The organism is Colwellia sp. MEBiC06753 (assembly GCF_053470325.1).
Genome location: NZ_JBQMTM010000001.1, coordinates 35,293 through 57,054 on the forward strand (window position 1 = coordinate 35,293; position 21,762 = coordinate 57,054).

General features: G+C 39.8%; 17 protein-coding genes. 6 read left to right on the forward strand and 11 right to left on the reverse strand.

What is annotated here, in order from left to right; all coding sequences use genetic code 11:
• The first annotated feature begins 70 nt into the window (after positions 1-70).
• Together fadI and fadJ are read left to right on the forward strand one after the other, a co-directional pair.
• Entirely contained in the window at positions 71-1,381 is a 1,311-nt protein-coding gene (fadI, locus tag ACOB82_RS00175) for an acetyl-CoA C-acyltransferase FadI (RefSeq protein WP_448210883.1), read from the forward strand.
• On the forward strand, positions 1,381-3,531 hold the full coding sequence (fadJ, locus tag ACOB82_RS00180; RefSeq protein WP_448210884.1) for a fatty acid oxidation complex subunit alpha FadJ: 2,151 nt from the start codon (positions 1,381-1,383) through the stop codon (positions 3,529-3,531). Before fadI ends, fadJ begins: the two co-directional genes overlap by 1 nt.
• Before the next feature lie 756 nt (positions 3,532-4,287).
• Here the strand turns inward: fadJ and ACOB82_RS00185 are convergent.
• The 3 genes from ACOB82_RS00185 to ACOB82_RS00195 all read right to left on the reverse strand — a co-directional run bounded on the left by ACOB82_RS00185 (position 4,288) and on the right by ACOB82_RS00195 (position 12,259).
• Positions 4,288-4,551 carry a hypothetical protein gene (locus tag ACOB82_RS00185; RefSeq protein ID WP_448210885.1) on the reverse strand — a complete coding sequence of 88 codons (264 nt, stop codon included), beginning with the start codon at positions 4,549-4,551 and terminating at the stop codon, positions 4,288-4,290.
• Positions 4,552-4,812: 261 nt separating this feature from the next.
• Positions 4,813-9,336 (reverse strand): EAL domain-containing protein, encoded by a 4,524-nt coding sequence (locus ACOB82_RS00190; RefSeq protein WP_448210886.1) that lies wholly within the window; start codon positions 9,334-9,336, stop codon positions 4,813-4,815.
• Between the two features lie 121 nt (positions 9,337-9,457).
• Positions 9,458-12,259: an insulinase family protein gene (locus ACOB82_RS00195; RefSeq protein ID WP_448210887.1), complete on the reverse strand. Its 2,802-nt coding sequence runs from the start codon at positions 12,257-12,259 to the stop codon at positions 9,458-9,460.
• A gap of 214 nt (positions 12,260-12,473) precedes the next feature.
• Here ACOB82_RS00195 and sixA point away from each other — a divergent pair, with 214 nt between their 5' ends.
• The gene (gene sixA / locus ACOB82_RS00200; protein WP_448210888.1) at positions 12,474-12,953 is read left to right on the forward strand and encodes a phosphohistidine phosphatase SixA; all 480 of its coding nucleotides are present in this window, start codon (positions 12,474-12,476) and stop codon (positions 12,951-12,953) included.
• 51 nt (positions 12,954-13,004) lie between these two features.
• On the opposite strand, the gene smrB is transcribed toward sixA, so the two are convergent.
• A complete protein-coding gene (gene smrB, locus ACOB82_RS00205) occupies positions 13,005-13,538 on the reverse strand; it encodes an endonuclease SmrB (RefSeq protein ID WP_448210889.1) in 534 nt (177 codons plus the stop codon).
• 93 nt (positions 13,539-13,631) lie between these two features.
• On the opposite strand from smrB, the gene prmB reads away from it, so the two are divergent.
• The 3 genes from prmB to ACOB82_RS00220 are packed head-to-tail and all read left to right on the forward strand — an operon-like array spanning position 13,632 to position 16,860.
• On the forward strand, positions 13,632-14,564 hold the full coding sequence (prmB, locus tag ACOB82_RS00210) for a 50S ribosomal protein L3 N(5)-glutamine methyltransferase (protein ID WP_448210890.1): 933 nt from the start codon (positions 13,632-13,634) through the stop codon (positions 14,562-14,564).
• Entirely contained in the window at positions 14,564-15,652 is a 1,089-nt protein-coding gene (gene aroC / locus ACOB82_RS00215) for a chorismate synthase (protein WP_448210891.1), read from the forward strand. The genes prmB and aroC overlap by 1 nt, the downstream gene beginning before the upstream one ends.
• Before the next feature lie 38 nt (positions 15,653-15,690).
• On the forward strand, positions 15,691-16,860 hold the full coding sequence (locus ACOB82_RS00220; protein ID WP_448210892.1) for an MFS transporter: 1,170 nt from the start codon (positions 15,691-15,693) through the stop codon (positions 16,858-16,860).
• 22 nt (positions 16,861-16,882) lie between these two features.
• Here ACOB82_RS00220 and ACOB82_RS00225 read toward each other — a convergent pair whose 3' ends face one another.
• The 7 genes from ACOB82_RS00225 to ACOB82_RS00255 all read right to left on the reverse strand — a co-directional run bounded on the left by ACOB82_RS00225 (position 16,883) and on the right by ACOB82_RS00255 (position 21,728).
• Entirely contained in the window at positions 16,883-17,098 is a 216-nt protein-coding gene (locus ACOB82_RS00225) for a hypothetical protein (protein WP_448211247.1), read from the reverse strand.
• On the reverse strand, positions 17,061-17,276 hold the full coding sequence (locus ACOB82_RS00230; RefSeq protein ID WP_448210893.1) for a hemerythrin domain-containing protein: 216 nt from the start codon (positions 17,274-17,276) through the stop codon (positions 17,061-17,063). Before ACOB82_RS00230 ends, ACOB82_RS00225 begins: the two co-directional genes overlap by 38 nt.
• A gap of 411 nt (positions 17,277-17,687) precedes the next feature.
• Positions 17,688-18,656 carry a lipoyl synthase gene (gene lipA / locus ACOB82_RS00235; protein ID WP_448210894.1) on the reverse strand — a complete coding sequence of 323 codons (969 nt, stop codon included), beginning with the start codon at positions 18,654-18,656 and terminating at the stop codon, positions 17,688-17,690.
• Positions 18,646-19,305, reverse strand: a complete 660-nt coding sequence (lipB, locus tag ACOB82_RS00240; protein ID WP_448210895.1) for a lipoyl(octanoyl) transferase LipB — start codon at positions 19,303-19,305, stop codon at positions 18,646-18,648. Before lipB ends, lipA begins: the two co-directional genes overlap by 11 nt.
• Before the next feature lie 96 nt (positions 19,306-19,401).
• Positions 19,402-19,665 (reverse strand): DUF493 family protein YbeD, encoded by a 264-nt coding sequence (gene ybeD, locus ACOB82_RS00245; RefSeq protein ID WP_448210896.1) that lies wholly within the window; start codon positions 19,663-19,665, stop codon positions 19,402-19,404.
• Positions 19,666-19,680: 15 nt separating this feature from the next.
• Complete coding sequence (locus ACOB82_RS00250) at positions 19,681-20,532, reverse strand: D-amino acid aminotransferase (RefSeq protein ID WP_448210897.1); 852 nt, start codon at positions 20,530-20,532, stop codon at positions 19,681-19,683.
• Positions 20,532-21,728: a serine hydrolase gene (locus ACOB82_RS00255; protein ID WP_448210898.1), complete on the reverse strand. Its 1,197-nt coding sequence runs from the start codon at positions 21,726-21,728 to the stop codon at positions 20,532-20,534. Before ACOB82_RS00255 ends, ACOB82_RS00250 begins: the two co-directional genes overlap by 1 nt.
• Positions 21,729-21,762 lie beyond the last annotated feature (34 nt).

The following is a 21,762-nucleotide window of genomic DNA, read 5'->3' on the forward strand; positions in this document are numbered from 1 at the left end:
TGAAAAAAACTGAGTAATGGTTAGAATTGGTGGAAATAGCTAAGAGGTCAGACCTCTAAAAGGAAGCATAATGACGAAGTCTAAAACAATAATGACACCAAGCGGAGAACGTATCGCCATTGTCGCGGGTTTACGTACTCCATTTGCTAAACAAGCCACCGCTTTTCATGGTGTGCCGGCAGTAGATTTGGGCAAAATGGTGGTCAACGAATTAATGCAAAAGCATGATGTTGACCCTGCTATTATCCAGCAAGTAGTTTATGGCCAAGTGGTACAAATGCCTGAGGCGCCGAATATTGCCCGCGAAATTGTCTTGGGTACGGGTATGAACGTTAATACCGATGCTTATAGTGTGTCTCGTGCGTGTGCGACTAGCTTTCAATCAGCGGTGAATATTGCCGAATCAATTATGGCGGGCATTATTGATGTTGGTATTGCTGGCGGTGCAGACTCATCGTCAGTCGCGCCTATTGGCGTTACTAAAAAGCTTGCTCGTACCCTGCTTGATTTATCGAAAGCTAAAACCTTGGGTCAGAAGTTTTCATTGATTCGTCAATTAGGTTTAAAAGATTTATTGCCAGTGCCGCCAGCCGTTGCTGAATATTCAACAGGTTTGTCAATGGGGCAAACAGCGGAGCAAATGGCGAAAACTCACCAAATTTCTCGAGAAGATCAAGATGCATTAGCCCATCGCTCGCATGTGTTAGCGACTGAAAGCTGGGCAGCTGGCAAGCTTGATGGTGAAGTGATGACTGCCCATCCTGAGCCTTACAAAAGTTTTATCAATAAAGATAACTGTATTCGCGAAAACTCAGAACTAGCAGGTTATGCGAAACTGCGTCCAGTGTTTGATCGTAAACACGGCACCGTAACCGCAGCTAATAGTACCGCGCTAACTGATGGTGCGTCGGCTATTTTATTAATGCGTGAAGGTCGCGCGAAAGAGTTAGGTTATAAGCCGCTTGGTTACATTAAGAGTTATGCGTTTGCTGCGATTGATGTTTGGCAAGATATGTTAATGGGGCCAAGCTATGCAACACCTCTGGCATTAGCGCGTGCAGGCATGGAATTAAGCGATTTAACCTTAATTGAGATGCATGAAGCATTCGCAGCACAGGCACTTGCCAATATGAAAATGTTTGGCTCTAAAAAGTTTGCTCAAGAGCAACTGGGTCGAGATAAAGCGATCGGTGAAATTGATATGGATAAATTCAATGTCATGGGCGGTTCGCTTGCTTATGGTCATCCATTTGCAGCAACTGGTGCTCGCTTAATTACCCAAACGTTAAATGAATTAAATCGCCGTGGTGGTGGTGTTGGTTTAACCACGGCTTGTGCCGCTGGTGGTTTAGGCGCAGCAATGATTGTGGAGACAGACTAATGACGGAACAAGTAGCAAAAAACGAAAATAGTGTGTTTTCACTAGTACCTCAGGAAAATGGCTTAGTTCACTTAGTGATGGATGTTAAAGGTGATTCGATGAACACCTTAAAAGACGAGTTTGGTGAGCAAATTGCTGAAATGTTAAAAGACATTAAGCAAGATGACACAATTAAAGGTGTCGTGTTAATGAGTGGCAAACCTGATTCATTTGTCGCTGGTGCTGATATCAATATGCTCGCCCGTTGCCAGACCGCTGAAGAGGCGACAACCTTATCGCGTAATGGCCAAATGATTTTTGATCAAATGGAAAAATTTCCAAAGCCAATCGTTGCCGCAATTAATGGTGCGTGTTTAGGTGGTGGTCTTGAACTCGCCATGGCCTGTCATGCACGTGTATGTAGCGATAGCGGCAAAACGGCACTGGGTTTACCTGAAGTACAATTAGGCTTACTACCAGGCGGCGGCGGTACCCAGCGTTTACCTAAACTGGTTGGCATTCAAAAAGCCTTAGATATGATGCTTACAGGCAAACAATTAAGAGCTAAACAAGCGTTAAAAGCAGGGCTCGTAAATGACGTCGTACCTAACAGTATTTTAATTGAAACCGCCGAAAAACTTGCGTTATCAGGCAAATTATCGGCTAAAAAACGCCAAACAACCTTGCTTGATAAAGTATTAGAGCAAAACGCGTTAGGTCGAAAAATTATTTTTGATCAAGCTACTAAATCAGTATTGGCAAAAACTAAAGGCAATTATCCAGCGCCATTAAAAATTATTGATTGTGTACGAGTAGGGGCTGAGCGCTCGCCCGCTATGGGTTATCAAGTAGAAGCTCAGCACTTTGGTCATTTGGTGATGACATCTGAGTCAGCGCAACTTCGTCACTTATTCTTTGCTACCACCGACATGAAAAAAGAAGATGGTGTTGAAGGGATCAAGCCTAAAGCGGTACGTAAAGCTGCGGTATTAGGTGGCGGTTTAATGGGCGGCGGCATCGCTTCTGTTACGGCAATGAAAGCAGGGCTGCCAGTGCGCGTTAAAGACATTAGTGATAAAGGCATTAATGCTGCGTTGAAATATAGCTATGACTTAGCGAATGCTAAAGTTAAACGTCGCTTTATTCGCCACAGTGAAATGCAAAAGCAAATGTCACTGATTACCGGAACCTTGGATTATTCAGGTTTTTCACAGGTAGATATTGTCGTTGAAGCAGTATTCGAAGATTTAGCATTAAAGCAAAAAATGGTGGCTGATATTGAAGAGCATTGCTCAAAAAACACCATTTTTGCCAGCAATACTTCTAGCTTGCCAATTGGCCAAATCGCTGCTCATGCTAAGCGCCCTGAAAATGTTATTGGCCTGCATTATTTCTCGCCAGTAGATAAAATGCCGCTAGCTGAAATTATTGCTCACGATAAAACTTCAGATCAAACAATCTCAACGACAGTGGCGTTTGCTAAAAAACAAGGTAAAACGCCAATTGTGGTTAAAGACAAAGCGGGCTTTTTTGTTAATCGCATTTTAGCCCCTTACATGAATGAAGCTGCGATCATGCTGTTAGAAGGCGAGCCAGTAGATAAGTTAGATAAAGCGTTAGTGAAATTTGGCTTCCCAGTTGGCCCTATGCAATTGCTTGATGAAGTAGGTATTGATATTGGTGCGAAAATTGGCCCAATTTTAACTGCTGAATTGGGTGAGCGCTTTACGCCACCAGCGGCATTTGAACGCTTAATCAATGATGGCCGTTTAGGTAAAAAATCTAACAAAGGGTTTTACTTATATGGCAATGCTGCGAAAAAAGGCAAAAAGCAAGTGGACGAAACGGTTTACAGCTTGCTAGATGTTACGCCAAGCGGCAAGCTAACCCCTGATGAAATTGCTAAACGTTGTGTTTACATGATGTTAAATGAAGCGGTTAGGTGTTTAGACGAAGGTATTGTTAGAAACGCTAGAGATGGCGATATCGGCGCTATCTTTGGTATTGGCTTCCCGCCTTTTCTTGGTGGACCATACCGTTATATTGATAAAATTGGTGCTGCTGAAATTGTTAGTCAACTTAATCAGTGGACGCAGCAATATGGTGAACGTTTCGCGCCTTGTCAGGCTTTAATAACCATGGCTGACAACAATAAGAGCTGTTACGAGTAAAGGGGCAAGGTTCGACATCTTTACCATGTAACTTTTTACCGCAAATTAACGAAAAGAGGCAATTATTGCCTTTTTTTTTGGTTGTTATTTGTACATTTGTCTTTTAAAAAAGCACCAACTCTGTTATATTTCCGCCCCGTAAAATTGTGGTTGCCTATTCCCGAGCGACTAACCCCAGAGTGGCTAATTACTGACTGATTAGTCTCACCGCTTAAATTTGATAAGGTTTAGTATGATGCTGTTACTAACATTATGTGTAAGTTTGTTATCTTCAATGTTTTTTTATTGTCAGGCGTTATCAAATGGTTTAGGTAGAAGGCGTTGGGCTGTTGCAGGTTTCTGTTTTGGGCCAGCGGTTTGGCCAATGTTTTGTATGAAAAAACGGATGAAGGTTAACCGAGCGTTTGGCTTTAATTATTTATTATTTAGAGCTTAGGTTACATAACTTGAGTTACAGAGCTCAAGTTACAGAGCTTAGGTTACCGAGCTTAGATTAACTCAGTCTAATGAAGTTTAGTTGAGACAAGGTTAGCTATGGGGGAGGGCGTTTTAAACGCGTCTAATACCTGTTGCATGACAACCATCCTTTACAATTAGCAGTCTTTTAAAAAAAATACGCTAACTTCCTTGTAGCATATGACTTTTAGTCGCCTTACTTCCACCAATCAGAAGCCGGCATTTCTTTAATTTCAATTGCAGAAGCAATTGACTTAGCGTTTTGTTTTTGGCCAAAAATTGATTTGATTAATTTTATCATTAAATTTTGCTCCCACGACGTTGCTCGCTGATTTTGCTGCCACGACGTTGCTCGCTAATTTTACTGCCACGACGTTGTTCGCTAATTTTACTGCCACGACGTTGTTCGCTAATTTTACTGCCACGACGTTGTTCGCTAATTTTGCTACCACGGCGTTGTTCACTTGCTAGCGCACTTAGCTGGTTATCAATAGTGACCTTCTCTGCACTAATCGCAGGTTGAGTAAGTGACATAGCTAATGACATTACAATTGAAGTTAACATTTTGTTTCCCTTTGTTTTTATTAAAGTTCCCTTTATCTATAGCGAGATGTATGCCAACAATTAAATGCTTTCCGTAAACTTTTAAATCGATCAGTAAGTAATTGAAATTATTGGTTTAAATTTATTGTTTAGTAAGGTTGTTTTTTAGTGAAGAGGATTAAATTAAGGCGAAAATATTTTGACGCCTCGAAAAATTGCCGGGCGTCAAAATATTGTTTTAGCAAGTATTTAAAGCTTTGCTTTTAAGCTGTGGTTTTTAAATTATTTGCTTTTAAGTAAGTGAGTTGATTGATCTGTTATTTGATGACTTAATAGATATTTTTGGAACTCTGCCTCAGGGAGAGGTTTGCTGTATAGGTATCCTTGAAGTTGCTCACAGGCTAAACCTGATAAGAAGTGTAGTTGATTATTATTTTCTACCCCTTCGGCAACAACTTGCATGCCTAAGTTATGGGCAATGGTGACAATAGTTGCCACCATATTTCGGCCTTGTTCAGAGGTTTCAATGTCATCAACAAATGCCTTGTCTATTTTCAGGGTGTTGAGTGGGAATTTTTTCAGGTAGGCAAGTGATGAATAGCCTGTACCAAAGTCATCTAATGCTAAATGAATCCCCATTGAGCGGATTTGTAGCATAGTGTCAATCGCTTGTTGCGGCGAGTCCATGACAGTTCCTTCTGTAATCTCAAGCTCTAAGTGTTTTGCCGGCAGTTGGCTTTCTTCTAATATAGAAGCTATCATTTTCGGCAGATTAGGCTGGGTAAATTGTACGGCGGAAAGGTTCACAGCCACTCGACCATCAAATAATCCAGCATCTACCCATTTCTTCGCAGCATAACAAGACTTTCTAAGTACTACTTCACCAATGTCAATAATTTGACCGGTTTCTTCAGATACCGGAATAAAAACCAGTGGGCTTATAATGCCTTTAGTTGGGGTTTCAAAGCGCACTAATGCTTCCATACCTGCAACTTTACCTGTGGTGATTTCTATTTTCGGTTGGTAGAAAACAGAAAAATAGTCTTCTTTTAATCCATGTCGAATTAGGCTTTCAATTTGAATGCGCTTAACGGCCTTTTTATTCATGGAGTCACTGAAGAATTGATAGCGATTGCCACCATTATCTTTGGCATGATACATCGCAGTATCGGCGTTTTTTAATAGCTCTTGAGGGCTAGTGCCATCTTCTGGGTACAGCACAATACCAATGCTGCTGTACAGCACAAGCTCTTGGCTTTTAACTTTAAGAGGAATTGCTATTAACTTTAATATGTCTTTAGCCAATGAGGTAATTGTATGAATATCATTGGTATTTTCAATAATAATGCTGAATTCATCCCCGCCTAAACGATAAACGCTGTTTCGTTTAGAACTGATTTGAACAATTCGCTTCGCAACTTCGATCAAGATGTTATCGCCAACTTGATGTCCCATTGAATCGTTGATTTTTTTAAAGTTATCTAAATCAAACACCAGTAATGCATGAGGTATTTTACTTTTAACTAGTCGTTGTTGGTTCGCTTGGAAGTAAGAGCGGTTAGGGAGTCCAGTTAACGTATCTGAATTAGCGAGTTTTCGTAAATCAACTTCAGACTTTTTGCGATCGGTAATATCAGAAAATACACCAACAAAGTGCGAAATATTGCGACTTTCATCGCGAATAATATCAAGGCTTAGCTCTGTGTAGTAAGTATCACCATTTGCACGCTTACTCTCTATTTCACCTTGCCAATTGCCGTTAACAATTAAGTGTTTTTTTATTGATTGGGTAAATGACTCTGGATACAACGGAAAGTAAAGCTGCTTACCTAACATTGAACTTTTACTATTACCGGTAATTCTGACGAACGATTTATTAACATCAATAATATTAAATTGGCGATCATATATCACTACAGCGTCAGAGATGTTCTCGATACATTTAGCAAATAGCTTTAGACGCTCTTCGGCCTTTTTGATATGGGAAATATCTTTTAATGTGCCTGTCATCCGTATTGGCTGATCTTTATCATCGCGTTCAACAATTTTTCCGCGATCAAGCACCCAAAACCATTGTTCATTTTGACTTTTTACCCGGTATGTTGTCTCAAAGTGCTCAGACTTTTTATCAAAATGGTCGTTTAATGCTTGCTTTACTTTAGGAATATCATTTGGGTGAATATTAGTTTGTTCTGTACCAACATTACGTTTGCCATCTTGTGGAAATTCTAAAATTCCCCATATATTTGAACGAAAAATCTTGTTTTCTTTAATATTCCAATCCCACATTTCATCGCCACTGCCCCATAATGACAGCTTTAAACGCTCTTCGCTTTTTTGGATTTGGGCGTGGTATTGTTGTCTGTGCCTAAACTGCATGATGAAATAAACAAGCATTAAAAATGCAGCCAATGAATAAACAGATATTGCACTGTTGCTTAGCCACCATGGCGGTAATATTTCAAATCTTAATGTCGATTTTTTAGTTAAATTTGGATTAAACGCATCAAAAACTTCTGCTTCAAATATATATTTTCCTGGACTTAGGTTGGTGTAAGTCGCACGTCTATTAGCTTTCGTTGCTTGAACCCATTGTTCTTCTAAACCTAGGAGTCGATAGCGGTATTCTGTTTGACTGGGTAATGACACATTGGGGCTAACGAAATCGAAACTTATAGGGAAGTCTTTATAGTTAATCGCCAGATTTCGAGTTTCAGCGAGGTTTTGAGAAAATGACTGGTGTTTATAGCTATCTAACTGTTCTATATCTTTATTGGCGATGGTTAAGTTGGTGATAACAGGCGTTACTAACTCTTGGCGTATAGTAGTTAACTGAGAAGGATCAAATTTGATATACCCTTTTGGATTACCAAAATATAGTAGCCCGTTTTCTGTTAGGTAAGACGAATATGCGTTAAATTCAGCATTATTGAGACCAAAATCATAGTCAAATAGCTTTACTTTAAGATTTAAGGGCTCTATTACACCGATACCTACGTTAGTAGCGAACCATAAAGCACCATCAGGCGTAGTTCTAAGGTCTGCAATAAAACTATTGTTTAAGCTATTCTTTTCGTTGAAAAAAGTTAATTTGTCTTTTTTTAGATCTATATGGATGATTCCCAAGCCATTGGACGATAACCAAAGGTTTTGCTGGGCTATAGCAAAGTTGTTAACATTGAAACTCTTATAGTCTTTTTCAGATAACGAATAAATAAATTCAAACTCTCTAGTATCCAAAGAGAATCGATAAAAAACATTACTGTCAGTTAATAAATAAACTTGATTGTCACTACCTTTTGCCAACTTTACTAAACCAGTTTCACCGGAAGGCAAATAACTGGCATTGGATTGAGTTTCGCTATCAAAACAACTGAGTTTTTTATCCGTGCTAATTTGACAAATATATTGGTTTACGGCGATTAGCTTTTGCAAGGTATTATCTGAAGGAAGCCATTGTTGGTAAGTGGTGAGCTTATTACTTTCAACATCGAAGTTATAAAGTGCCTGATTATAACTTTTTAACCAGATATTTTGGGCATCGCGTTTATGAACCTGTGCAACTTCAATGGGCAGTTTAATGTGAGTAAGCTCACCAGTGGCGGATTCTTTATAAAGCTCACCGAGTTCATTATTAAACCAAATTGTATTATTAGAGGTTTCAGTAAAAAAGTGGAGCCATCGATCTTGCATACCCGAAGAGGTAGGGCCTGACTCAAAAAGGTTTGAGTAGGCATTTTTTAATTGTAGACCGCCGCCGTAGGTACCTATCCATATGTTGTTAGCTGTGTCCTTATAAGAGGACATTATCCAGTTGACGCTAAAGCTGCCATTATTTGTTAATTCGTTGAAAATCGGAGCGATATCGAATGTTAAAATATCAATTGAATATAGCCCTTTATCTGACCCTAACCAAACATACTGTTCACTTAATGGTTGAATTGCTCTAATATTATTTGTGGTTAATCGCTGAGTGTTATTTTTATTTAGATGCTTAATCAACTGATAATTTTTGTCTAAAACAAATACTCCATTGTCGGTCGCTAGCCAATAATTTTCACCGATAAACTTAATATCGTATAGTGCATTAGCGTCAATGGTAAAATTCCACTTTGCAGTAGTTGCCGTAGAGACATTTAATTGTTTAGCTAAACTCAGACTTTGATTGGTTATATAAATGCCATTTTCAAAAGTACCTAACCAATAGTCTTCGTTCTCATCTTGAAAAATGGTTTTAACTTGTTTAAATGCTTCTGCAAAATTTTTTATTTTTAACCTAGTAAATTTTCCACTCGTTTGATCAAATCGATGCACACCTAAAGCTGTACTGACCAGAAGTTCATTATTTTTTCCTTCGTAGATATCCCAAATGGTATTATCTGATAAGGAATTCGCATCGCCTTCTTGATGAAAGAAGTTGGTAAATGAATTACTCGATGCTTTATATTGGCTAAGGCCATTTCTGGTACCAACCCATAAATTATCTTTACTGTCGATAAATAGCGTGCGAATGTAGTTGTCGGCAATTGAATTAGGGTTATCAATATCGCGGCGGTAATGAACGAATTCAAAACCATCGTATCTATTTAAACCGTCGGCTGTGGCAAACCATAAAAAGCCATTTTTATCTTGAACGATATCAAAAACGTAACTTTGTGAAAGCCCTTCAGGTGTCGATATTTGTCTGAATTTAAAATTAGCGTTGTTGGCAAAAGTAGGAGCTAGAAAGCAGGCGTTTAAACAGCATAGAAAAAACGACAGAAGATAATGCTTTTTGTTGAAAAGATTGAACTGCAGAAACTTCACTAAAACTACCTAGCACCCTAGATATAATAGGGGAATTATTATTTTTGTTATTAATCCCATTTAATCTGATGCGCAACGGCAAGTCAAATTAATTCAACCAATTCCGTGATTTTCCTTGATGCTAGTACTTTCTTTGACAATCTTGGGTAAATACTTCTCTATTGCTAATGATATTGGCGGCTCTAGAATGCCACACGGTTGAATATTCTTCAGCTTCTTGCGATAGCAAAGTAATGCGCTCAGTAAAACCTAATGCTTGCTTAGTTATATGCTGGGCAAAAAAGCTTTCTAAATCGGTAGTTGAAATCGACTCAATTGCAGCAAGTAGTAATTGCTTTCGATTGAAATCAAAGTCTTGGTTACAAATTGCTGACCAAAAACGTTGGCTTTTAGTACGCAAGCTTGTGTCTTTCTCTTGTAATTGCGCAGTTAGCCCTTGTTTGAAGTTATGCCAATAATCATCGCTGATTTCAGTCAATTGTTCGGGAACTTCTTTAATAAAGTTATCGATGGCATCAACCAGCTGTTCCGGTTGGGTATGTGGTGACTGAATATAAAACGCAATGCCTGGAAAACGATTGATCGGAATATAACCAATGTTAACCAAGTAACCATATTGCTTTTCGGTGCGCATTTCTTGAAAAAATATTGGCGCAAGTAAGTGACTGGTCAATATCGCTAATGCTGTTGTGCGATCATCTTTGCTGGCGAATGGATAATAGCAAACTACAGCATGATCATGGTTTGGCATAGTAACGGGTAATATAATTTCATTTTGGTCAGCGATATCGATTACTGGGCAACTCACGTGGTTGCGCCCATCAAAATTGTGACTAAAGGCATCCTTAATTAAAAGCGCGATATCATGGGCGTGATTTTCTAGCCAATTACCATGAATTAACACGTCTAAAGTTATATGCTCAAATAACTGATGACTAAAATTGTTAAATTGCTCGAAAGTAACCGTATGCATTGCTTTTTCTAGCTGCACTGCCGATGGGTTATTTGGTTGCATAAATGCACTAAGCGTTGAAAAAAGTTGTGAAATCGATTTGTTTTTATCGGCATTGTGCCAATGTTTCATTAGTTGATATTTAAGTAAATCAAATTGCGATTGTTCAAATTGGTGGTTGGTCAAACTTGTTAATAATTTTTCAATCAGTAATGGCTGCTTTTCACTTAAGCCCGATATCTGCAACGTCATACCACCTTGATGCGCATACAGGTGATAGTGAATACCCGCTAACTCTGCGTCATAGTGTTCTTCAATTACATATTCGGTAAACATATCAACAAATAGCCGAGTCATGGCAATATTTTCAGTGCTCGCAACCGCTAAAGGTGAATCTATTCCTAAGTAAATGTAACCTTTAGGGACTTTATAGGTCGTATCTTGCTTATACCAAATACATAGGCCATTTTGGCTGTCGATAAGTGCCGGTTGGCTTGACTCATAACTATGCGGCCAAACGACGGGGGAATTGGTAATGTATGGGTTTTCACCTGGTAAAAATAGGTAACTTGGCACACTAATATTTTGCCAGTGTGCTAAACGCTCATTAGATATCTTGCTTTGTCGATAAGGAACTTGATACCACTGGCTAATGGTATCGCATTGATATGATTGCCCTACTTTAATAATCCGGCAGTTATCGGCACGAATAAATTCCAGTAATTCATAGACTGACTTTTCACACATACCTTCCATGACATAATCACCAAAAATGTAGTCTTCTACAGGGTAGTGCTGCATATTGATCACAAGTTGGCTAACAGAATCGAGTGGTTTGAGTTTTTCGCTGTAAGTAAATGCAGTGTCAGCCAGTGTTTGTTTTTCAATATAAAAATGATTTGGAATTGGCTGGCTTTTTAGTAATTGAATATAGCTAAATACTGTATCGATAATATCTTCAATATGCTTTTCACCTTGTTCAGTCAATGAAATGCTTACATTGAAATCCTTAAAGTTAGAGCCATTAATACCAGCGCCAGCCGTTAAGCCGAGGGCCCATTGTTGTTTTTTAAGGTAAGACAGAATGCTGCCTTTCCCCTCGTGACCCAGTAGGTAAGTGATTACTGACTCAGGCTTGTGTCGATAATATTGGTCTATAGCTGGCAGTGCAAAACTGATAATTAACTGTTTATCATTTTTTACTGGGTTTACCCATAATTCTTGCGCTAAATGTTCTGGTAAATAAAGTGGCTCAGTTAGTTGAGGTTTAACCTCGTTACTACTAGGGATAGCTTCAAAATATTGATGAGCTAAATCTTTTAGCACTGCTAATTGATGTGGCCCTTCTATAGCCAAGGTCATGCGACTGGCACAATAGTGTTGCTTAAAGTAATTCAGCAAGTCTTGTTGAACTTTTTGTGTTTCGCCGTCAGATTGTAGTCTATCTGCTAGCGTTTCAGTATTGCCTACTGAAAATTGCGAGAATGGGTGCTTTTGATTGACCGTTTCTTTGTGGACATCATATAACCTGCGAATATCATCTTTGAGCTTCATTTTAAATTCAGCATCAATATTTTGACGTTCAGACTCAACAAAGCTTTCACTTAATAGCGGTGAAATAAAAAAATCGGAAAATCGTGCTAGAGCATCGGCTAAATAATTGCTTTGTATATCGAAGAAAAAGCAGGTGTGCTCTGTGCCAGTCCAGGCGTTATTGTAACCACCATGTTGGCTAATAAATTTGTGATATTCGCTGCCGTCAGGGTAATTTTTCGTTCCTAGAAACAGCATATGTTCGAGAAAGTGAGCCAAACCTTGACGATCAGCCGGATCGTCGAAATGCCCTGCATTTACCGCCAATGCAGCAGCCGCTTTATCGGATTCATTATTTTGGATTAATAAAACGTTTAGACCATTATTTAAGGTAATGGGCAGATAGTGTTTTTGGTCATTAGGGCTTTGTTTCAACAATAAACTCCTATTAAAACACTCAGATCGTACCGCGCTCACAAAAAATCGTGTTTATTATTTTAATTATAGCGTTGTTTTTGTTATAAATTACCCGAAGGAATAACGCTAGTCTATTTTATTCTTAACTGTTGTTATAAATTGCTGCTGCTTTCTTTTACTATAGCCGGAATTTTATCAAGATAACCGCGATTTTTCGAAGTGCGGGAGACAATCTATGCAAATTTTCATTATGCGTCATGGCCAAGCCAGTGATTGGGGGCAAAGTGACGCACAGCGAGCACTTACTGAACATGGTGTTCAAGAAGCTGAGGCAATGGGAAAATGGATGGAGCAACAGAAAATTTCGCCGAATCTAATTTGGGTTAGCCCTTATTTACGTGCTGAGCAAACTTATCAGGCGATGTTACCAACTTTAGCGGTCACCGCGCAGCATCAAACGCAAGCCATGATTACTCCAAGTGGCGCAGCCAGAACCGTCCATGATTTAATTGATGGTGAGCTTGCTACAGGCCATATTGACCAATTATTGTTGGTGTCACATATGCCGTTAGTTAGTTATTTAGTCGCTGAATTAACTCATGAAACGCAAACGCCAATCTTTCAAACGGCTAGTATTGTCGAAATAGATTATGATATTGAAACAATGACAGGTCGCTTTGTGCAAATGATTTCGCCAAGTGATTTGATTGACTGATTTGATTAAATGAATTGGGCTGGTGAATAGGCACAATAACTCAAAACTCACTCAATACTTATCTTTAATATCAATTAATACTAGCAGCGCACCATCGCCACCATATTCCAGTGGCGCTTGATGAAATGCGAGTACATCAGGGTGTTGCACCAGCCAATGTGGCACTTTATTCTTTAATATTCGATTGCCAATACCGTGAACAATACACACGCAGCGAGCATGCTCCTTATGACAAGCTAGCAATAGCGCAGCAATTTCTCTTTTGGCATGCTCTTGAGTCAGCCCATGTAAATCTAAGATTAATTCAGGTTGATAAATTCCACGACGTAGGTTTTTTGCTTCAAAGCTATCCGTGCCGTCTTTTACATATTTCATCGGCCCATGATGGTTAAGGTTAGGTTCAAATTCGTCAGAGAAGTGAAATTCAGCGCCTTGTTTGGCCGTGAGTTTGTTACCTTTGATTGTGGTAGATTTTTTTACTGCTCTTGGATGAACAACTTTATCTTGTGCGATTTGCTTTACTTTACCGATACTCTGCTTAAATAACTGCTTTTCTTCATCGGTTAATAAATCTTTAAATTTCATGGGAAAGGTCGACACGTGATAGTGGAATAATGATATATTAATCGACTATTTTTGTCTTGGCTTATGCGCAATTTTACTTTCTTGGATTGATTTATGAATACACGTTCGGTTATTGAACAATTAACTAGTGTTGAAGACTGGGTTCGCTGGTCTGCCAGCGAGTTTAATCGTGCCGATCTTTATTTTGGTCATGGCACAGATAACGCGTGGGACGAAGCTGTGAATTTAGTGATGTTTTCACTGGCTTTGCCTACTGACTTATTCAAGCAATCAGCTAATGCCAAGTTATTAGATACTGAAAAGCAAGAGTTGTTAGAGTTAATTACCCGCCGCGTTGAAGAGCAAATTCCAGCAGCCTACCTTACCCATCAGGCACAATTTGCTGGCTTATCGTTTTATGTTGATGAGCGAGTTTTAGTGCCACGCTCACCAATTGCTGAATTAATTGAACATAAGTTTGCGCCTTATATTCAACATCATAATCCCCAGCGTATTCTTGATTTATGTACGGGCAGTGGCTGTATCGCTATTGCTTGCGCGTATGCGTTTCCTGATGCAGAGGTTGACGCGCTTGATTTATCAGTTGATGCACTTAATGTTGCGCAAATTAATATTGAAGGTCATGGCTTAATGGAACAAGTTATTCCCATTCAATCTGATTTGTTTGCTTCAGTTGAGCAGGAAAAATATGATTTAATCGTCACTAATCCGCCTTATGTCGATCAAGAGGATGTTGATAGCTTACCGCAGGAATATTTGCATGAACCCGAAATGGGCTTAGGCTCAGGGCATGACGGTTTAGATATCACTCGTGAAATTTTAGCGCAGGCAGCAGAGCATTTAACCGATGATGGCATTTTAGTGTGTGAAGTCGGTAACTCGCAAATTCATGTAGAAGCGACATATCCCGATGTGCCATTTCATTGGGTAACGTTTGAGCGCGGTGGTCACGGTGTATTTGTATTAACCAAAGCGCAATTGGATGAATATCAAGAAACATTTAATCAACAGGTAGTTACAAGATAATGTCAGGCAATACTTACGGAAAACTATTCACAGTTACCACGTTCGGCGAAAGCCATGGTTTAGGGTTAGGCGCGATTGTTGATGGTTGCCCGCCTGGTCTAGAAATTAGTGAGCAAGATTTACAGCTTGATTTAGACCGAAGAAAGCCGGGGACCTCTCGTTACACCACAGCCCGTCGTGAAGCCGATCAAGTAAAAATTATGTCTGGCGTGTTTGAAGGAAAAACTACCGGCACGCCTATTGGATTATTAATTGAAAATACCGATCAGCGCTCAAAAGATTACGGCAATATCGCCCAAAGTTTTCGACCGGGACATGCTGATTATACGTATACGCAAAAATATGGCTTTCGTGACTATCGTGGTGGTGGCCGCTCATCTGCTCGTGAAACGGCAATGCGAGTTGCTGCTGGTGCTATCGCTAAAAAGTATTTAAAACAGCAGCTTGGTATTGATATAAAAGCCTGTGTTACGCAAATTGCTGATATTAAAGCAGAGCAGTTTAACTGGGATATTGTTGAACAAAATCCTTTTTTCTTTCCTGATGAAAGCAAGCTAGAGCAGCTTGATGAGACGTTGCGCAGCATTATTAAACAGAAAGACTCAATTGGCGCTAAAGTTACTGTGGTAGCTACTGGCATTCCTGTAGGATTAGGTGAGCCAATTTTTGATCGTTTAGATGCCGATATCGCCCATAGCTTAATGAGCATTAATGCAGTAAAAGGCGTGGAAATAGGTGATGGTTTTGCTGTGGTTAATCAAAAGGGCTCAGAGCATAGAGATGAAATGACGCCTGAAGGCTTTGCCAGTAATCACGCAGGAGGCGTATTAGGTGGTTTATCCTCAGGTCAGCCAATTGTCGCACATATTGCACTTAAACCAACATCGAGTATTGGTGTTAGCGGTCAAACAATTGACATCGATGGCAAGCCAATGGAAATTGTTACCAAAGGTCGCCATGACCCTTGTGTTGGGATTCGTGCCGTGCCAATAGCCGAAGCTATGCTGGCGTTAACACTAATCGATCATTATTTACGCCACCGCGCGCAAAATGCTGATGTTGTCTGCTCAACACCAATAATTGAATAGCAAGTTGGTAAAGCTCGCATAAGCGAGCTTTTACTTTTATGCAGATTAACAAATTACATATTACTAACTTTAGCCGATTATCTCACAGTTACTTTTGGTACTTTGCTGTACTCGGGTTAATGATGCCATTTTTGGCGGTATTTCTTGAGGGGCGTGGCTTTAACTCCCTGGCAACCGGCGAGATCCTTGCCATCTTTATGGGAACCAAAATTTTTGGCCCAATGTTTTGGGCATTTCTTGCCGACAAGTCTGGTAAGCAGCTTACAATTATTCAATTTAGTACGACCTGTGCGTTAATTTGTTTTATTGGCTTGTTTTTTGTTGATGGCTACTGGTCGATCACGTTATTTTTGGGCGCATTCAGTTTGTTCTGGACAGGCATGTTGCCACAACTTGAAGTGCTGACCTTAAATTCAATGCGCAACAGTGCCAAGTTTTATGCGCGTATACGTCTTTGGGGCAGTATTGGCTTTATAGCGCTGGCAATGGCCAGCAGTGAAATAATTGCAGAGTTCGGCAGTGAAAGCTTTATCAGTATCGGCTTTAGTGTTTTGCTGGGCCTGTGGCTTTCATCATTACTGCTTCATGACAAAAAGGCCACCGGCATACAGCAACAAACTAGCGAGCCCATTTTTCCGTTATTATTGGCTTTGCCGTTCATAGTATTTTTTGTTGCTGGCATATTATTGCAAATCAGTTTTGGGCCTTATTATTCGTTTTTCGCACTCTATATCAGAGACTTAGGGTATCCAGCCTATATGGTTGGGGTACTTATTGGGGTTTCGGTGGTTGCAGAAGTATTGATTTTTATTTTAGCGGGTAGGGTGTTTAAGCGATTTTCGGTACAAACAATACTCGTTTTTAGTTTTATCGCCACAAGTTTTCGCTGGCTGATCATGGCTTACTTCGGTGAACAGCTAGTGTTATTAATCGTGGTACAGCTGTTACATGCCGCAAGTTATGGTTTATACCATAGTGCTTCACTACAGTACCTTCATCAACATTTTAAACCATCACAATATAACCGCGCACAGGCAATCTACATTAGCGGTGTTTACGGTGTAGGCGGTGCCTTAGGGGCATATCTTTCTGGTGTATTATGGGCCGATGGCCAAGGCGTTGTAACTTCTTATGTTACTGCAAGTTTATTGGCACTAATAGGCGGAATATTAGCGCTTGCGATGAGCCGGTTGCTTAACAAGCGCTAAAGATACTTATGAGTAAATAAGTTTATTGAGTTGTCACTACTTGTTTAAGTTTTTTATCTTCACCTAAAATGTGGTTAAGCAGCCAGTCGGTAAGAAAATAAAGGATATTCTTTGCTTGCCCAGGTTTGAGTGCTTCTATTTGTAATTGCTCAAGCTCATCAATAAAGTGTTGATGTTGCAGGCTATGTAATGTTTTATCGTTAGCCGAAAGGTTGCAAAAATACTTTTTTTTCTTCACTAAAATGATACTGGGTGTAATCAACCAGAGCTTCAAAAATACGTATTAAAGTCTCTTGCTCGCGATTTTCAGCGATAATATCTACCGTTTCATTGATAAGTGACACTAAGTGCTGGTGTTGTTTATCAACTTCACGGATACCAACTTCAAAATCTTTTTGCCAGGTAATTTTTTCCACAATGGGTTACTCAGGTTGCATTTTACCAACTAGCGTATTTTAGCTAATTGATGAGGGCTACAACATGCAGGGAAACCGCTAATTGCAAGCCAATTTTGTTTTAAATCAAATATGCAGCGAAAGTTTATATCAGCGGTTGTTAACCTAAAGTAAAGCTGACTGTGTAGGGCATGTAAGCTTAATAGCTATGTTTTTTAGCGGTTAAGGAAGGTCGTTACTGAGTGAAATTAATGAGTGAAAGTTGGTGCTTTACCAATAAAAAAGTGAAGGTAAATCCCATACAATTTGGCACTTCCTTCACTATGATTTATCGTGGCCAACCGCTATTTTGCTTTTCTTGAAAATAAACACTAATCCTTTGGCTTTCTCAATATAGCGGTATTAGCTTGGCTTTATTAAGGGGGAAATTAGTTATTTAACTTCTTCACCTGCTGCTTGTTTATCGGCATGATAACTTGAGCGGACAAGCGGACCACAGGCCGCATGTCTAAAGCCCATTTTATCAGCTTCACGTTTAAACATCTCGAACTCGTCTGGATGAACATATCGCTCTACCGGTAAATGATCTTTACTTGGTTGTAAGTACTGGCCAATGGTTAGCATAGTGACGCCATGGGCACGTAAATCACGCATGACCTCCAAAATTTCTTCATTGGTTTCACCCAAGCCGACCATTAAACCTGATTTAGTTGGGATATCAGGGTTAGCTTCACCAAATTTTTTCAGTAAATCTAATGACCATTGGTAGTTCGCACCAGGTCGCGCTTTTGTATATAAACGTGGCGCCGTTTCTAAGTTGTGGTTAAAAACATGCGGTGGGTTGGCATTTAGAATTTCTAATGCTCGGTCCATACGACCACGAAAATCAGGCACTAAAATTTCAACTTTAGTGTGTGGCGCATGCTCAGCAATTTCTTTAATACATTCAGCGAACTGGCTGGCGCCACCATCACGTAAATCATCGCGGTCTACCGAGGTAATGACCACATATTTTAATGCCATATCTTTTAAGGTTAATGCTAGTTTTTTCGGCTCATCAGCATCTGGCTGAATAGGGCGGCCGTGGGCAACATCGCAAAACGGGCAGCGACGGGTACAAATATCACCCAAAATCATGAAGGTAGCAGTACCGTGATTAAAACATTCCGATAGGTTAGGGCATGATGCTTCTTCACACACAGAATGCAGGCCGTGTTTGCGCAAGCCTGCTTTAACCTGATCAATTTTTTCAGTGGTACGTGGCAGTTTTATACGCAGCCAATCAGGTTTTCTCAGCATTTTTTCGCGCTCAGAAGGTACAACTTTAATGGGAATATGTGCCATTTTTTCAGCGTCGCGAAGTTTTACGCCAGGCTCCATACGAGAAGATTTAGTTGTCATATTGCTTGTCCAAACCTGTTTGATTGTGAAGCTCGTCGGCTTCGAATAATTTTGTTAAATGTGTCACTAAACTTTCGCCCGCTTGAGCGACAGTTGCTGGGCCGTTAATATCGCGACTTTGGATCATTTCTAAGCCGGCATAGCCACATGGATTAATGCGAAGAAATGGCTCTAAATCCATATCAACATTTAATGCTAAGCCATGAAATGAACAGCCTTTTCGTACCCTTAAACCTAATGACGCTATTTTTTTCTCGTCAACATAAACGCCAGGGGCATCGGGTTTTGGGTAAGCCTTAATGCCATAGTCGGCTAACGCAGCAACAATGCCTTCTTCAATTAGGGTTACCAGCTGACGCACGCCCATTTTACGGCGGCGTAGGTCAATCATAAAGTAGATAACTTGCTGACCAGGGCCATGATAGGTGACTTGGCCGCCACGGTCGACTTGCACAACAGGAATATCACCTGTCATTAATAAATGCTCTTCTTTACCTGCTTGACCTTGGGTAAACACTGGCGGATGCTCAACAAGCCATAACTCGTCCAGCGTCTGCTCGTCACGAGTATCGGTAAATTGCTGCATTGCATGCCAGACTTTAGTGTAGTCAAGGCGGTTTAATTGCCTGATAACTAGGGTATTGTTCAAATCAACTCTCACACATCAGAAGTTAACGGAGTGTTGCCGTTTATGTTGCTTTGGTTAAATAAGCTTATTGGCCGGATAAATGTAGATAGTCGGCGATTATAAGACGTATCTTACTTCTTCAATTGCCGTTAGCGTCTTATAAATCGTTTCAATATGATCTTTACTGGTTACGGTTACCGCAACTGAAACTGACCAATAATTGCCTTTTGAACTGGGCTTAATTTTTGGTGAATAATCACCCGGCGTGTGTTTTTGTAATTCCGTTATGATCAAATCAGGTAAATGATCGCAGGCAATACCCATGACCTTAAAATTTAATACCGTTGGGAATTCTAATAACTCATCAAATTTAGTTTGCATCTTTACTCTCTATGCCTAACCGTTAACTAGCGAATGCTTAAACTTTTGAAATAGCTTGTGAACTTTCTTCGCCATGCTACCAATTTTGCCATTAGCCACTATTTTATCATCAATTTGACAAACAGGGCTAATTTCTCGTGTTGAGCTGCTAATCCACACTTCGTCAGCTTGTAACAGTTGCTTCACATTAATTGGTGTTTCGTGAACCTTAATGGAGGCACTTTTTACTAATTCAATGATTAAATCACGAGTAATACCGGCAAGAATGAGATTGTTTTTCGGCGGCGTATAGATTTCTTGTTGTTTAACAATAAATACGTTGCTAGATGTCGCTTCCGTGACTTGTTGATCGCGCTTTAATATTGCTTCGTCAAAGCCACGAGCATCGGCTTCATTTCTGAGTAAAATATTGCCAAGAAGTGCGGTGGTTTTGATATCACAATGTTGCCACCTAAAATCGTCAAGTAATGTGACTTTAATCGCTTTTAATGCCGCTACACTAGTCGAAAGTGGCATCGGCATAATAAGTACAGTCGCTTGGCTATTTTGTGGGTTGATATGGTTACGTTCGATATCACATCCACGTGTTACTTGAATATAGATTGATAAATTGCCACCGCCATTTTTTGTAATGACTTGTTCGATAAGTTGTTGCCATTGCTTATCTGTATAAGGAGAGGCTAATTTAATGCTGTCTAAACAATAATGCAGACGATTTAGGTGTTCAAATAGGCGAAATAATTTCCCCTGATAAACGGGGATCACTTCATAAATGCTGTCTGAAAACAAAAAGCCCCGGTCTAGGACCGAGACTTTTGCTTCTGACTTGGCGATAAACTCGCCATTAAGGTATACAACTGCTGTCATTAATTTAAAAATTGCAATTTGACGTAATCGACTAAACGGTCGAACATGCTACCTTCATTCACTTCTTGTAAGGTCACTAGTGGGTATTTTGCAATATCTTCACCATCTAGGGTGACAAATAGTGTACCGACTTCTTCACCTTTAGCTAATGGTGCAATTAACTGCTTATTTAGCTCAAATGTTGCTTGAATGTTTTTACTTTGACCGCGTGGAATGGTCACTGGGCTGCTGGCTAAAATACCTAACTTAACTTCTTTAATATCGCCCATCCAAACGCGATCGGTGGCAAAAGTTTCACCAGCTTCAAATGGCGTAATAGTTTCAAAGAAACGGAAACCGTAGTTAAGTAATTTTTTGCTTTCTACTTTCCGTGCTCGATCACTTTCTGTGCCCATCACCACACTGATTAGACGCATGCCATCTTTCGTAGCTGAGGTCACTAGACTATAGCCAGCTTCTGATGTGTGACCCGTTTTTAGGCCATCAACATTCATGCTTTTATCCCACAATAATCCATTGCGGTTATATTGCTTTATATCATTGAAGGTAAATACTCTTTGCTTATAGATTTCATACTCTTCTGGCACATCACGAATTAAAGCAGTGGCAAGTGTTGCCATATCTCGAGGCGTAGTTTTATGTTCGGTGCTGTCTAAGCCGTGGCTGTTTTCAAAGTAGCTGCTATTCATGCCAAGTTGTTGGGCATGGGCGTTCATTAAATCAGCAAAAGCTTCTTCACTACCGGCTACATGCTCTGCCATTGCAATACAAGCATCATTACCTGAGGCAACAATAATGCCCTGGTTTAATAAGTTTACAGGAACTTCTTTTCCGACTTCTAAAAACATTAGTGATGAACCATTAAGCACAGGGTTACCTGTTGCCCAAGCGTTCTTGCTGATTTTCACTAAATCATCATTCGAGATATTACCTGCTTGTAACTCAATACCAATAATGTAGCTAGTCATCATTTTGGTTAAACTTGCTGGAGCTAAAAGCGCATCGGCATTACCTTCGGCAATGACTTTACCCGTTGTATAGTCAATTAAGATATGGCCTTTGGCATTGATCTCAGGCGGACTTGGAACAATAGAAATTGATTGTGCAAATGATGAAACTGAAAAAGAAATGGCGCTGAATAGAACGAGTAGCTTTTTAGATGTTCTAGCCAGAGATTGGGCTAATGAGCGTGGCATAATGTTCCTTTAAGTTGTATTTGTGAGTATTACT

What these genes read in the sequence shown, in the direction of transcription:
- prmB (WP_448210890.1), top strand. Translation starts at nt 13,632, where the DNA reads ATGAATACACGTTCGGTTATTGAACAATTAACTAGTGTTGAAGACTGG.
- fadI (WP_448210883.1), top strand. Translation starts at nt 71, where the DNA reads ATGACGAAGTCTAAAACAATAATGACACCAAGCGGAGAACGTATCGCC.
- smrB (WP_448210889.1), bottom strand. Translation starts at nt 13,538, where the DNA reads ATGAAATTTAAAGATTTATTAACCGATGAAGAAAAGCAGTTATTTAAG.
- ACOB82_RS00250 (WP_448210897.1), bottom strand. Translation starts at nt 20,532, where the DNA reads ATGACAGCAGTTGTATACCTTAATGGCGAGTTTATCGCCAAGTCAGAA.
- ACOB82_RS00220 (WP_448210892.1), top strand. Translation starts at nt 15,691, where the DNA reads ATGCAGATTAACAAATTACATATTACTAACTTTAGCCGATTATCTCAC.
- aroC (WP_448210891.1), top strand. Translation starts at nt 14,564, where the DNA reads ATGTCAGGCAATACTTACGGAAAACTATTCACAGTTACCACGTTCGGC.
- lipA (WP_448210894.1), bottom strand. Translation starts at nt 18,656, where the DNA reads ATGACAACTAAATCTTCTCGTATGGAGCCTGGCGTAAAACTTCGCGAC.
- ACOB82_RS00185 (WP_448210885.1), bottom strand. Translation starts at nt 4,551, where the DNA reads ATGTTAACTTCAATTGTAATGTCATTAGCTATGTCACTTACTCAACCT.
- ACOB82_RS00255 (WP_448210898.1), bottom strand. Translation starts at nt 21,728, where the DNA reads ATGCCACGCTCATTAGCCCAATCTCTGGCTAGAACATCTAAAAAGCTA.
- sixA (WP_448210888.1), top strand. Translation starts at nt 12,474, where the DNA reads ATGCAAATTTTCATTATGCGTCATGGCCAAGCCAGTGATTGGGGGCAA.
- ybeD (WP_448210896.1), bottom strand. Translation starts at nt 19,665, where the DNA reads ATGCAAACTAAATTTGATGAGTTATTAGAATTCCCAACGGTATTAAAT.
- fadJ (WP_448210884.1), top strand. Translation starts at nt 1,381, where the DNA reads ATGACGGAACAAGTAGCAAAAAACGAAAATAGTGTGTTTTCACTAGTA.